Source organism: Finegoldia magna ATCC 53516 (genome assembly GCF_000159695.1).
GTDB classification, from domain to species: domain Bacteria; phylum Bacillota; class Clostridia; order Tissierellales; family Peptoniphilaceae; genus Finegoldia; species Finegoldia magna_F.
The window spans coordinates 1,129,920-1,142,121 of the sequence record NZ_CM000955.1 but is presented as its reverse complement, the minus strand read 5'-3'; the positions used below and the strand labels follow the sequence as shown (position 1 = coordinate 1,142,121).

Here is a 12,202-nt window from a genome sequence, read left to right as displayed (position 1 = left end):
TAATAGGGGGTGAATAAATGCCAATAATATCAATGTTTTATGGGATTATTATTAGAATGTATAATAATGGAGAGCATAATCCACCACATTTTCACGCAACATATCAAGGATACAATGCTGTATTTAGTATGGAAGGAGAATTAATAGAAGGAAATATGCCGAGGAAACAGACGAAACTTATCTCAGCATGGGCAGTAATACATAAAGATGAATTAATAGCTAACTGGGAACTTGCTATTAATGAACAAGCTCTTTATAAAATCGAGCCTTTGCATTAAAACAAGTTATGTAGAAGGGAGAATTGATATGAAAGATCCTAATTGGGTAGTAAGATCGGTACAAGCAAAAAATGATTATACTTTGATTTTATCATTTGCAGATGGTAGCACTAAAATTTACGATGCCAGACCTCTTTTAGAGAAAAATATTTACACAAAATTAAATAATCCTATATTTTTTTCAAAAGCTAAGGTAGAATGTGGGACAGTTGTTTGGAATGACGATATAGATATATCACCAGAACATTTATATGAATTTTCTACACCTTTGAATGAAAATTAATCTAAAAAAAGACCTGTGAAGGTCTTTTTTGCTTGTCATTATTTAATTACATTCAATACACCCATTGTTGAGAGCATCACGATAATTCCAGCTGTGATGACTCCAAGTGTTATAGGAAGCATACTTTTTTTCGGAGTTAATCCCAAGAATGATGCCACCAATGCGCCAGTCCAAGCGCCTGTTCCAGGAAGTGGAATCGCCACCAAAATGTAGAGTCCCAGTCTTCCGTATTTGTCGATAGTCTTGCTTTTTTCTTGTGCTTTTTTGTTAATCCAATCCACAAATGGTTTGAAAGTGTCGATTGTATCCAACCATTGTAGGACTTTTTGTGTCAACAAAATCAAAAATGGTATTGGCAATATGTTGCCAATCACAGACAAGAAGAACGCTAATGCAGGGTTAATGTTATTTGCAAGTGCGTAAATCATCGACCCTCTGATTTCCAAAACAGGAAGCATGGACAATATGAACATATAAATTATTTTATTCATACAATCTCCTATTTAAACAAATCGTAGTCCAAATCATCGTAAGATTCAATGTATTGGTCCACTTTTTCATCAATTATATCATAATCATTAACAGTGGATTCGTCAGTTATTCCCACGATTTTAAATCCCATTTTGTCCACAGTGTCAATGCAGTACAACGCATCTTCAAATACAATCGTGTCATCCACATTAGAGCCTAATTTTTCAAGAGCATTATTCCAATATTCTTCTTCGTATTTGTGGTAGCCCACGGATTTACAAGTTTGCACGAATTCAAAATAATCCAATATCCCTTGCTTTTCAAGAGCAGGAATTGCCAAGTGGTCTTCTGTGGCTGTGGCAACACACATTTTAATTCCCATTGATTTTAGTTTTTCGAGCATATCCACAACACCCGGTTTCAAATCAAATTCGTTCATATATCCGTTTCTAATTGTGTAATATATAAAGTTCAAACCATCATCTGTGGTTTTTTTGATGTCAAAAGTTTCGTGAATATAATCTATGGATGTCAAAAGTGTTTTGGTTTTGATTTTCTTGATAAAATCATCGTCTGGTGTTATTCCCAAATTTTTCATGTAATCTAATATAACTCTGTTCCATTTGTACATGGAGTTAATCAAAGTACCATCCATATCAAAAATTGCGTATTTAATCATAAATTCATCCTTTCATTTATATTTAGATTTTAGTATATGCAATATTTAAAGTCAATCAAAATCCAGTGTTTTTACGTATTTTACAAATATTTTATTTTTATAAAATTGAAAAATTATTGGGAAAACCATATAATATTATTAGTGATACGAGGAGGAATAATATGGAAAATTTTGACAAAAAACTAAACAATTACGCAAGATTAATTATCGAAAAAGGAATCAATGCAAACGATAGACCACTTGTAATTCGTTGTGCAGTTGAAAGAGCTGACTTTGCAAGACTTTTGGTGAAATACGCTTACGAAAAAGGCTGCAGCGAAGTTATTATGGAATGGAATGACGATGCAATCAACAGAATGTACTACGAAAACGCATCAGAAGAAGCGTTGAAGGACTTTCCAGATTTTATCGTTGAAAAATCCAAATACTATTTTGAAAAAAAAGCAGGGGTAATATCTGTATCTTGCCAAGATCCTGAAAATTTGAAGGGAGTGGACCCTGACAGAGTTCAAATGAGATCCAAGGTTTCTGCTGAAAAGATGAAGCCAATTCAAAAATACACAATGAATGACATCAACAGCTGGTGTGTTGTCGCAGCTCCAAGCGTTGGCTGGGCAAAGAGAGTATTCCCAGAACTTTCAGAAGAAGAAGCTGTAGAAAAATTGTGGGATCAAATCTTCAAGGCAACTCGTTCTGACACAGAAGATCCAATCAAAGCGTGGGATGAACATTTGGATACAATGAACAAACACGCAGAGTTTATGAACAAGCACCAATTCGTGAAGCTTCACTACACAAATTCATTGGGAACTGATTTGACAATCGAACTTCCAAAAGGACACGTGTGGATAGCTGCACAATCCACAGATAATTACGGAAATGATTTCGTGCCAAACATTCCAACAGAAGAAGTGTTCACAGCACCTCACAGAGACAAGGTAAACGGCGTTGTGTACAGCACTAAGCCTTTGAATTACGGTGGCAACACTATCGACAAGATGAGATTTGAATTTAAAGATGGAAAAGTTGTGGATTTCGATGCAGAAGTTGGCAAGGAAACTTTGAAGAATATGTTCGATACTGATGAAAACGGAAAATACTTGGGAGAAGTGGCTCTTGTTCCTTACGAATCTCCAATTTCCAAATCAAACGTCACATTCATCAAAACATTGTACGACGAAAACGCATCATGTCACCTTGCATTCGGCCAAGCTTATCCAACTTGCGTAGAAGGCGGAGTGGACATGAATGAAGATGAATTGAAGAAAAATGGAATCAACGATTCATTGATTCACGTGGATTTCATGGTTGGTTCTGAAGATATGAGAATCGTTGGAACTACAGCTGATGGCAAAGAAGTAGAAGTATTTAAGGAAGGAAACTGGGCAATCTAATGGATATACTAAAATATTGCAAAAGAGAAGAAGCAGACCCACAATACATGTGGGATTTGTCTGCATTATATAAAACAGAAGAAGAATTCGAAAAAGCAGTGAAGACAATTGATTTGATGGCAGATGATTTCAAGAAAAATTACGAAAATAAACTCAAATCAGCAGACATCATCAAAAACGCAATGGACGATTACAGAGATATCGTGGCTAATATCGACCGCATCGCACACTACGCATCACTTGATGTGGAAGCAGACGGCCACAACGAAAAATCCCAAAAAAGAGCCATGGCTACATTCACAAAAATCGCAGACATCGAAAACAAAATGAGTTTTTTTGAAACAGAACTTGTACAAGTTGACGAACAAACACTTGAAGAAGTGAAAAACGACACCAACAACACAAGATACATCGACGATTTGTTGAAGAAAAAAGAACACATCTTATCCAAAGAAGTGGAAAATGCTATAAGCAAATTCTCGCAAACATTCAGCTCATTCTACGAAATCTACAACACAACTAAAATTCACGACATCACATTCCCTGATTTCGAAGTAAATGGCAAAAAATACGAAATGACTTACAATTTGTTCGAAGGAGTCTACGACAACGACCCTGACACAGATTTGAGAAGAAAATCATACGAAGTCTTCTACAAGGAACTTGCCAAATACAAAAACACAACAGCGATGATTTATCTATCACATTGCCAAGCAGAAAAGGCAGAAAGTGAACTAAGAGGATACGATTCAGTGATCGATTTCTTATTAGACAGACAAAACATCTCTCGTGAATTGTACGACAGACAACTAGATGTAATCATGCAAGAACTTCCTAAACACATGAGAAAATACGCCCAAATCATCAAAAAAGAATACGATTTGGACAAAGTTACATTCATGGACTTGAAGCTTGACGTGGAAAACTCATTCTCCAAAAACATTTCAGTAGAAGATGCAAGGAATTTGGTCAAAGACGGACTTTCAATTCTAGGTGAAGATTATTCCAAAATGCTAGATCGTGCATTTGACGAAAAATGGATTGATTTTGTAAACACATTTGGGAAATCAACAGGGGCATTCTGCGCATCGCCATTCTTGGCACACCCATACGTGTTGATATCTTGGACTCGCAAACTAACAGAAGCCATCGTATTGTCGCACGAATTGGGACATGCAGGACAATCCTACATCTCACAAAAAACACAAAACGTGTTGGACAACGATCCATCAATGTACTTCGTGGAATCACCATCCACAACAAACGAACTCATCATGAGTAGATACTTGCTAGAAAAAGCAACAACTGACCAAGAAAGAAGATATTTGTGCGGACAAATAATCTCCAGAACCTACTTCCACAACTTCGTCACACACTTCATCGAAGGATACTACCAAAGAGAAGTGTACAAATTAATCGATAAGAAAGAAGGATTCACAGCAGATGATTTGTCAAGAATCTTCAAAGAAACACTACAAAAATTCTGGGGAGAAGACGTTGAAATCAACGAAGGATCAGAATTGACATGGATGAGACAACCTCACTACTACATGGGATTGTATCCATACACTTACTCCGCAGGACTAACAATCGGAACACAAGTATCCAAAATGATTGTAGAAGAAGGAAAACCAGCAGCAGACAGATGGCTTAAAGCATTGGCATTAGGCTCCACAGAAGATTCTGTCGGAATTGCAAAAGCTGCAGGAGTAGACATCACAACAGATAAACCACTCAAAGACACCATCGAATACATCGGCAAAGTAATCGATGACATCGAAAAATACGACAAATAATATAAAATTGGCACCGTTTTGGTGCCAATTTACATAGATAAGAGGCAACAAATGTATATACAATTTAATAATATTAAAAAATCATTCGACGGAAATACTGTACTTGACGTTGAGAATTTGCAAATAGAAAAGGGCGAAATAGTTTCAATTATAGGGAAAAATGGATCCGGTAAAAGCACACTAATTAAGATTTTGTGTGGATTATTGTACCAAGACCAAGGAGAATGTATGGTTGATAATATATCCAACAAAAATTCTAAAATCAGAGAACACACCAAACTTGTGCTCGAAAGTGGTGGAGGATATTACGATTATTTAACAGCCACTGAAAACATTATGTATTTTCTCGGACTAAACCACGTTAATTACAATGAAAATGAAGTGAATAATTTGATGGACAAACTCGATTTTACAGAGTTCAAGGACAAAAAAGTCTCCGAATTATCGCAAGGAAATCGTCAAAAACTTTCGCTCATAGTGACACTTCTAACCAATCCAGACATAATTTGCCTAGATGAACCTACAAATGGATTGGACATCAATAGCATGAATATTTTGTTGAATTTTCTACACAAAATAGCAGTTGAAGACCAAAAGACAGTCATCTTCACAAGTCACGACCTATCATTTATGAAAAACATCAACTCCAGATTAATCCTAATAAATGAAGGGAAAATCGTACTGGATAAACCATCAAAACAGTTGTTTGATTCAAAAGATTTACAAAAAGACATCATTGAAATAGAAAACACCAACAGAAATCTACTAGATAATTTGAAGAAAACGAAATACGAATTTACCGACAATTCAATTATACTGTCAGTTTACGATGAAGATGAGAAGGAATTTCTACTGAAAAACTGTGACATCATAAGTATGAGAAAAGAATCTTTAAATGCAGAAGATGTGTACTTCAGGGTGATTTCAAATGTTTAGTAAATTGTTATTGGAATTTAACAGAGATTTCTCAGAAATCAAAAAATACAAATTCAACGTCATATTTGCAAACATCGCAGTGCTTTTGATGGCACTTTTCATCATAGATGGGCTGTTTGTAAAAGAAAAAGAAATCGTGTTTTTGATGATGATATTGTGGTATTATGCTACTTATGCGATTGAATCACCAACGTTTTTGATACAAAACGAAATAACAGACAGAACACTGATATCAATTGTCCAATCAAAAACAGGGATACTATCTGTTGTTTTGTACAGAAATTTAGTGGAATGTTTGATGAATACGATAAAAGTAATAGTGATATTCACACTGATATTTGTATCAGTAGACTTTGATTATTCGAAATTCAACCACATTCCTATAATAATTTTAGTGATGGTTGTGTCTGTGTTCATACTTTATCAATTAGGCACTTTTTTATCAAGCTTCACATTATTATATAAAAGACTTGGAAGTTTTGTGGCATTGGCTGAAACATATATGTTGTTTTTCGGAGATATTACAGTAAAAGTCAACAACAAAGCACTTGTACTTATTAATAAAATGATATTCCCATTTAACAACGCTCGTGAAATCTTCACACAATTACAACTGAATAATGTGAGATATGATTTGATAATACAGCTTTTGATACAAGCTGTTGTATTGTCCTTTTTGGTCAAAATTTCATACGACAAAAACATTCAAACAAGCATGAAAAGAGGTAATTTGTATGGGATATAAATACGGAGAATTACGAAAATACATCGACGAAAACAAAAACTATAAAATCGAATATTTCTCAAAGCTAATATCGGATATTATCATGCTTGCGGGCGTTTCATTTATGCTAAAATCAACGGATAATTGGAACAACGAATCATTCACATATTTTTTGATATGGTATTTGTTGCAAACAGTGTTATTTGAACTCGTTAAATCCATAGAATTTGAAATCAAAAGCGACGGGCTGATTAATATGATTTCATCTAGAACTAGCATTGTAATGATTTATTTCAAAAGAAGCATCGTTTGGTTAGTAAAAGCTGCGATTTTATTTTCGATTGTAATATTTTTATCGGGAAATGGATTGAATGGGATAATACAATTCAAGCCTAATTTAATACTAGCGATAATCTTTTCATTAATTCTAATGTATGGTGTGTTCTTCTTATTCATGGCACTTACATTAATTTACGAAAGAGTCGCATCATTTACTGGATTTATCACAACAGCGTTTTTGATATTTGGATACAAACTCACAATAACACAAGAAATCAGAAAAATAATTGTGGGAAATCAAGCGGATATGAAGAAAATTGTGTTGAATTTGATACTTTTATATGCTGTGGCGTATCATTTTATGAAAAAAGCAAGAACGAAACTACAGTATAGGGGATTCTAATGAACGAAAAATTTAAAAAATTTATGGTGGTATGGTTTGGGCAATTTGTGTCTATGCTTGGGTCGGGGATTTCATCATTTGGATTATCGTTGTGGATTTTCATGATGACAAAAAGTGCTACGACTTTTGCGATGACATTTTTAGTACAAATTTTACCAGGAATTATATTTGCGCCATTTGCAGGATCAATGGCAGACAGAAAACAACGAAAACATATTATAGTGTTAACCGATTCGCTCGATGCTGTACTTAAAGTTATACTTATGATTTTACTTGCGACAGGAAGTATGAAAGTGTGGATGGTTTATCCATTGACATTCTTGTCGCAAACTTTGGGTACATTCCAAAATCCAGCATTCAACGCGACGATTCCACTTTTGGTTGAAAAGAAGGATATTCCAAGAGCAAATGGTTTTATGCAACTTATCAGGGCAATTCAAAATATGCTTGCGCCGTTGATTGCAGGTGCGTTATTTCCATTTATAGGATTGACGGGATTATTTGCAATTGATTTTGTAACTTTCTTCGTGGCTATTTTGACGATTTTACCACAAAAAATCGAGCAAGAAATCGAAGAAGTTAAGGAATCTAATTTTACTAAGACAATTGTTAGTGACTTGAAAATAGCTTTTGAAGTGTTGAAACAAAAACAGGGATTTATACAAATAATAGCTGTGTTTTCAATATTGAATTTTGTGGCAAATATTGCAATGGTATTGGTTGGTCCGTTGGTAATGAGTAATTATGACACAAAAATTTACGGGCTTGTGAATTCTGTGTCGGGAATTGCAATGGTGTTAGGTGGAATAATTTCTGGCGCAATTCCAAGCGAGAAAAACAAAGTAAGATCGATTTTCCTAAGCTTAATAATTTGCTCTATTGGTATGATTGTTATGGGAATAAATTACAGCTGGATTGTTATGATGTGTACCCATAAAACTGGACACAATATTTAATTAATTAGTTGTAGTGGATGCTAACCTATATTTTGTAGGTGGCATCCATTTTGTTTTTGATTGAATTCTTTCGTTATTGTAATAATAGATGTATTCTTCTATTGCTTTAGAAAATTCTTCATAGGAGCTATAGCTCTTTTCACAGCCATAATAAACTTCATTTTTTAATCTTCCAAAGAATGTTTCCATAATAGAATTATCGTAACAATTCCCTTTTCTTGACATTGATTGTCTTATACCATGTTTTTTTAGTTCATTAACATAATATTTATGTTGGTATTGCCAACCTTGATCTGAGTGTAGTATCAAGTTATTTAATTTTGGAAATTTGCTAAATGCTTTTCTTAACATATTCGATATTTGTTTTAAATTAGGACTTAGAGATAAGTCATATGAGATAATCTCATTGCTATACATATCAAGTATTGGAGATATGTAGCATTTACCCCAAGAAAATTTAAATTCAGATACATCCGTGGTCCATTTTTGTAAAGGTCTGTCTGCTTTGAACTCTCTATTGATGATATTATCTGCAACTTTACCTATCTTTCCCTTATATGAGTGATATTTCTCTTTAGACCTTTTCCCAAATAGTTTTAGCTCATGCATGATCTTTTGAACTTTTTTATGATTTATTACATACCCTTGATTTATTAACTCCATATACACTCTTCTTACACCATATCTTCCTTTGTGCAAGTTAAATATTTCGGTTATTTTATCTGCGATAGGGCGATTCTTAACTTTTATCTTATCCACTTTATTCAGTTCAAAGTAGTATGTTGATTTTGGCAAATCAATCGCTATTAAAAGATAGTTTAGTCTGTATCCTTTTTCTTTAAGTTCTTTGACAATCGCTGCTTTTTCGCCTTGAGTTGCGCAGCGTAACGTTCTTCTCTCAAGGCGATCTCTTTTTTTATTATTTCGTTTTCTGCTTTTATATATTCATTTTCCGCTCTAAGTCTTATGAGCTCTTCTCTTTCAGATTCATTAAGTTTCCTTGGCTTATGGATATTTTTCTTTTTCATGCTTGTATTTTTAGATTTACAACCTCTCTTTCTATTTACAAGACCATTATATCCATAATTTTTATACTTGTTAACCCATGAATAAAGTTGTCCACGATTAATTCCGATTTCAATTGCTACAGAACCTATTGTGTTTCCAGCTAATACTTTGCTGACCACTTCTAGCTTTTCATCAGTTGTCCACTCGATATTATTTCCATGTTTTAAAATTTCTGGACCATGCTTTTCTTCTAACTTAAACCATTCTTTAATTGTGTCATGAAATCTCTTTTCTTTAACTCCTTCAGGTGTATTAGGCCATTTACCTTCTCTATACAACTGCACACATTCTCTTTTAAATTCATAACTATATTTCATAAAAATACCCTCCTTACTGGATGTCCAGTAAAGAGGGTACATATCATTATTGCTGTGGGATTTTTCTTATTTATGATTCCTACTCCTTATGCAAATGGAACTTTCGGTTCACTGATGCAATTGAAAATAGAAACGAAAATGCTAGGAAGAGTGGGCTCACTGGTAGATTGTCTAATGAAGATTATCACACCTATAGCGATTATTTTGGCTGGATTTTTGGCGGATAATGTGTTCAACCCACTTTTGGTAAAGGGCGGCAAATTATCTGAAACTTTTATCGGGAAGATAATTGGAGTTGGAAATGGCAGAGGAATTGGACTGTTATTTGTGATTTGTGGAACTATTCTTCTTATCATTTGTGTGATGATGCTTTTGAATAGAAATATTAACCGACTTGAAGAACTAAACCCAGATGTAATTAATGATTAGTTTAATGTAATTGGGGTATAAATACTCTGTAAGAAATTTTATAGGGGGTAATATTAATGGCTAAATTAACAGAAACAGTTCAATCTGGAGATTGGAAAGCAGAAAAACACGTTCCAGTTATTCATATTGATAAAAAAGACGACGGATTCAAAGTATGCGCAATCGTAGGTGAAGAAATCGAACACCCAAACACATTCGAACACCACATTGCATGGATTAAAGTATTCTTCCAACCAGAAGGAGAAAAATTCCCAGTAGAAGTAGCTTCTTACCAAGCAGCAGCACACGGCGAAGGCGAAGTATTCACTAAACCACACGCTCACGCTTATGTAAAATCTACTAAACCAGGTAAAGTATTCGCATTAAGTTATTGCAATATCCACGGTTTATGGGAAAGCGCTGAAGAAGTAAAATAGTTTGATATAATAAGGACTCTTTGATGAGTCCTTTTTTTCGTGGGTGAAATTGGATAGTACAAATAAATTAAAAACACAACTTGTGTTATAATACTTGTAAAATATCAAACAAAGGTGATTAAATGATTGACGGATTTTACGATAGATATATGTACACTCCGATGCCCGAAATGCACAACGAGATGATTCCCGTAACGGTGGGTTGTTCTTACGGAAAATGCATCTATTGTGATTTGAATGTTGGGAAAAAATTCAAGGTTTTTGACATTGAAGATGTGAAGAAATATATATGTGACAGGAAAGATTTTTACAAGGACAAGAGGTTTACTCCGAAAAAGTTCACGCTTTTAGAGGGCAATGCCTTGTGTTTGAAGAATGATTATTTGATGGAGATTTTGAAAGAAATCAAAAAAAATTTTCCAAATATGAAATACGTTTCGTGTTTTTCCAGAAGCGATGATATTCTCAGAAAAACTGATGCAGAATTGTTGGAACTTAAAAATCTGGGGCTTGATCGTATTTGCATTGGGATTGAATCGGGAAGTGATTGGGTGCTTTCTTATCACAAAAAAGGCGTCACATCGAATGAACAATTGACGGCTCTTCACAGGCTCGATAATCTTGGGATAAAATACTCGACATATATTATGCTTGGGCTTGGCGGAGAAGAACATTCTCGTGAACATATAATGAAGACTGCAGAGTTTCTGAACAAGGTGAATCCGTTTGAAATTGTTGTTGTGAATTTGGTTTTGTTCAAGAATGCAAAATTGGTAGAAAATGTGAGAAATCACGATTTCAAGAGAGTGTCCATCAGACAGCAAATCATTGAGGAGATAATGCTTGTAAAAAATTTGAACAAAAGATGCATCTACAATGGAACTCACAAGACGAAGGCAGTGGCTGTGACATCTGTAATTCCAGATAAGAAGGATGAAATTATCGCTGTTTTGAAACAAAGACTAGAAGATGATGACAAGGAAATGAATAAAAAAGAACGTAAAAAATGGGATAGATGGGATGAAGGTTAATGGATACGGAAAAAATTAAGGAACAAACTGGAATAAATAAGGTGATTTTTAAAAAAGAAGTCACATCTACAAATAATGAAATTCTGAATGAAAAGCAAGACGATACGTTGATGATTGCATTTTTTCAATCGAAGGGCAAGGGAAGATATGGAAGAAAGTTTTTCTCGCCAAAAAATGGATTGTATTTTTCGTATTTGTTAAATGAAGAAATGACATTTCAACAATCGCAATTCATCACACCAATTATGGGAATTGCTGTAAGCTATGCAATTGACAAGGTGTTTGACGTGAATACGTCGATTAAATGGGTCAATGATGTTCTGCTTGACGGCAAGAAAATCTGTGGCATACTCACGGAATGCAAGGTGGAGAAAAATATCTGCCACGATATTGTGGTTGGTGTTGGAATTAACGTCTACAAATCTGATTTTCCAGAAGATATAAAAGATACGGCGGGATTCATTGAAGAGAAAGATGATACAGATAAAAGAGAAGATTTGGTAATAAAAATAATGCAGAATTTCAAGAGATTTTGGAGCGAAGATAAGGATAGTTTGGTCGAAAAATATAGAAACAAAGCCACCTTCATCGGTAACGAAATCAAAGTCCACAAAAATGGCGATTATGTAAAAGCTGTTGCAATGAATATCAACGATGATTTTAGCTTGAAAGTAAAATACGACGACGGAACAATTGAAGATTTAAATATAGGAGAGATTTTTTTATAAAATCTCTTTTTTTT

Annotated in this window: 16 protein-coding genes; 12 read left to right on the top strand and 4 right to left on the bottom strand. The window is 34.3% G+C overall.

The window, feature by feature from the left end:
- Positions 1–17: 17 nt before the first annotated feature.
- Together HMPREF0391_RS05315 and HMPREF0391_RS05310 are read left to right on the top strand one after the other, a co-directional pair.
- Complete coding sequence (locus HMPREF0391_RS05315; RefSeq protein ID WP_002835897.1) at positions 18–278, top strand: DUF4160 domain-containing protein; 261 nt, start codon at positions 18–20, stop codon at positions 276–278.
- 28 nt (positions 279–306) lie between these two features.
- Complete coding sequence (locus HMPREF0391_RS05310; RefSeq protein WP_002835896.1) at positions 307–561, top strand: DUF2442 domain-containing protein; 255 nt, start codon at positions 307–309, stop codon at positions 559–561.
- 38 nt (positions 562–599) lie between these two features.
- Here the strand turns inward: HMPREF0391_RS05310 and HMPREF0391_RS05305 are convergent, their stop codons facing one another.
- Together HMPREF0391_RS05305 and HMPREF0391_RS05300 are read right to left on the bottom strand one after the other, a co-directional pair.
- Positions 600–1,052, bottom strand: a complete 453-nt coding sequence (locus HMPREF0391_RS05305; RefSeq protein ID WP_002835895.1) for a COG2426 family protein — start codon at positions 1,050–1,052, stop codon at positions 600–602.
- An 8-nt stretch (positions 1,053–1,060) separates the two neighbouring features.
- A complete protein-coding gene (locus tag HMPREF0391_RS05300; RefSeq protein ID WP_002835894.1) occupies positions 1,061–1,711 on the bottom strand; it encodes an HAD family hydrolase in 651 nt (216 codons plus the stop codon).
- 161 nt (positions 1,712–1,872) lie between these two features.
- Here HMPREF0391_RS05300 and HMPREF0391_RS05295 point away from each other — a divergent pair, with 161 nt between their 5' ends.
- Genes HMPREF0391_RS05295 through HMPREF0391_RS05270 form a run of 6 tightly spaced genes read left to right on the top strand, consistent with a single transcriptional unit; the run spans position 1,873 to position 8,199 of the window.
- A complete protein-coding gene (locus tag HMPREF0391_RS05295) occupies positions 1,873–3,105 on the top strand; it encodes an aminopeptidase (protein ID WP_035109364.1) in 1,233 nt (410 codons plus the stop codon).
- Entirely contained in the window at positions 3,105–4,901 is a 1,797-nt protein-coding gene (gene pepF, locus HMPREF0391_RS05290) for an oligoendopeptidase F (protein WP_002835892.1), read from the top strand. The genes HMPREF0391_RS05295 and pepF overlap by 1 nt, the downstream gene beginning before the upstream one ends.
- Before the next feature lie 51 nt (positions 4,902–4,952).
- Positions 4,953–5,837: an ABC transporter ATP-binding protein gene (locus HMPREF0391_RS05285; protein WP_035109362.1), complete on the top strand. Its 885-nt coding sequence runs from the start codon at positions 4,953–4,955 to the stop codon at positions 5,835–5,837.
- A complete protein-coding gene (locus HMPREF0391_RS05280; RefSeq protein WP_002835889.1) occupies positions 5,830–6,582 on the top strand; it encodes a hypothetical protein in 753 nt (250 codons plus the stop codon). Before HMPREF0391_RS05285 ends, HMPREF0391_RS05280 begins: the two co-directional genes overlap by 8 nt.
- Positions 6,572–7,243 (top strand): hypothetical protein, encoded by a 672-nt coding sequence (locus tag HMPREF0391_RS05275; RefSeq protein ID WP_002835888.1) that lies wholly within the window; start codon positions 6,572–6,574, stop codon positions 7,241–7,243. The genes HMPREF0391_RS05280 and HMPREF0391_RS05275 overlap by 11 nt, the downstream gene beginning before the upstream one ends.
- Positions 7,243–8,199 carry an MFS transporter gene (locus tag HMPREF0391_RS05270; RefSeq protein WP_002835887.1) on the top strand — a complete coding sequence of 319 codons (957 nt, stop codon included), beginning with the start codon at positions 7,243–7,245 and terminating at the stop codon, positions 8,197–8,199. The genes HMPREF0391_RS05275 and HMPREF0391_RS05270 overlap by 1 nt, the downstream gene beginning before the upstream one ends.
- On the opposite strand, the gene HMPREF0391_RS05265 is transcribed toward HMPREF0391_RS05270, so the two are convergent.
- Together HMPREF0391_RS05265 and HMPREF0391_RS05260 are read right to left on the bottom strand one after the other, a co-directional pair.
- Entirely contained in the window at positions 8,200–9,054 is an 855-nt protein-coding gene (locus HMPREF0391_RS05265) for an IS3 family transposase (RefSeq protein WP_035109162.1), read from the bottom strand.
- Positions 9,018–9,584 carry a helix-turn-helix domain-containing protein gene (locus HMPREF0391_RS05260; RefSeq protein ID WP_035109160.1) on the bottom strand — a complete coding sequence of 189 codons (567 nt, stop codon included), beginning with the start codon at positions 9,582–9,584 and terminating at the stop codon, positions 9,018–9,020. The genes HMPREF0391_RS05265 and HMPREF0391_RS05260 overlap by 37 nt, the downstream gene beginning before the upstream one ends.
- A gap of 174 nt (positions 9,585–9,758) precedes the next feature.
- Between HMPREF0391_RS05260 and HMPREF0391_RS05255 the strand changes: the two genes are divergently transcribed.
- From HMPREF0391_RS05255 to HMPREF0391_RS05240, 4 genes are all read left to right on the top strand, one after another.
- A complete protein-coding gene (locus HMPREF0391_RS05255) occupies positions 9,759–10,013 on the top strand; it encodes a hypothetical protein (protein ID WP_196218484.1) in 255 nt (84 codons plus the stop codon).
- 56 nt (positions 10,014–10,069) lie between these two features.
- The gene (locus HMPREF0391_RS05250; RefSeq protein ID WP_002835885.1) at positions 10,070–10,429 is read left to right on the top strand and encodes a desulfoferrodoxin family protein; all 360 of its coding nucleotides are present in this window, start codon (positions 10,070–10,072) and stop codon (positions 10,427–10,429) included.
- Positions 10,430–10,551: 122 nt separating this feature from the next.
- Positions 10,552–11,460, top strand: a complete 909-nt coding sequence (locus HMPREF0391_RS05245) for a radical SAM protein (protein WP_002835883.1) — start codon at positions 10,552–10,554, stop codon at positions 11,458–11,460.
- Positions 11,460–12,188, top strand: coding sequence for a biotin--[acetyl-CoA-carboxylase] ligase (locus HMPREF0391_RS05240; protein ID WP_002835882.1), 729 nt, complete (start codon positions 11,460–11,462; stop codon positions 12,186–12,188). Before HMPREF0391_RS05245 ends, HMPREF0391_RS05240 begins: the two co-directional genes overlap by 1 nt.
- Positions 12,189–12,202: the final 14 nt, after the last annotated feature.

Coding starts and splice junctions, on each gene's coding strand:
- HMPREF0391_RS05315 (WP_002835897.1), top strand. CDS start 18: ATGCCAATAATATCAATGTTTTATGGGATTATTATTAGAATGTATAAT.
- HMPREF0391_RS05310 (WP_002835896.1), top strand. CDS start 307: ATGAAAGATCCTAATTGGGTAGTAAGATCGGTACAAGCAAAAAATGAT.
- HMPREF0391_RS05305 (WP_002835895.1), bottom strand. CDS start 1,052: ATGAATAAAATAATTTATATGTTCATATTGTCCATGCTTCCTGTTTTG.
- HMPREF0391_RS05300 (WP_002835894.1), bottom strand. CDS start 1,711: ATGATTAAATACGCAATTTTTGATATGGATGGTACTTTGATTAACTCC.
- HMPREF0391_RS05295 (WP_035109364.1), top strand. CDS start 1,873: ATGGAAAATTTTGACAAAAAACTAAACAATTACGCAAGATTAATTATC.
- pepF (WP_002835892.1), top strand. CDS start 3,105: ATGGATATACTAAAATATTGCAAAAGAGAAGAAGCAGACCCACAATAC.
- HMPREF0391_RS05285 (WP_035109362.1), top strand. CDS start 4,953: ATGTATATACAATTTAATAATATTAAAAAATCATTCGACGGAAATACT.
- HMPREF0391_RS05280 (WP_002835889.1), top strand. CDS start 5,830: ATGTTTAGTAAATTGTTATTGGAATTTAACAGAGATTTCTCAGAAATC.
- HMPREF0391_RS05275 (WP_002835888.1), top strand. CDS start 6,572: ATGGGATATAAATACGGAGAATTACGAAAATACATCGACGAAAACAAA.
- HMPREF0391_RS05270 (WP_002835887.1), top strand. CDS start 7,243: ATGAACGAAAAATTTAAAAAATTTATGGTGGTATGGTTTGGGCAATTT.
- HMPREF0391_RS05260 (WP_035109160.1), bottom strand. CDS start 9,584: ATGAAATATAGTTATGAATTTAAAAGAGAATGTGTGCAGTTGTATAGA.
- HMPREF0391_RS05255 (WP_196218484.1), top strand. CDS start 9,759: ATGAAGATTATCACACCTATAGCGATTATTTTGGCTGGATTTTTGGCG.
- HMPREF0391_RS05250 (WP_002835885.1), top strand. CDS start 10,070: ATGGCTAAATTAACAGAAACAGTTCAATCTGGAGATTGGAAAGCAGAA.
- HMPREF0391_RS05245 (WP_002835883.1), top strand. CDS start 10,552: ATGATTGACGGATTTTACGATAGATATATGTACACTCCGATGCCCGAA.
- HMPREF0391_RS05240 (WP_002835882.1), top strand. CDS start 11,460: ATGGATACGGAAAAAATTAAGGAACAAACTGGAATAAATAAGGTGATT.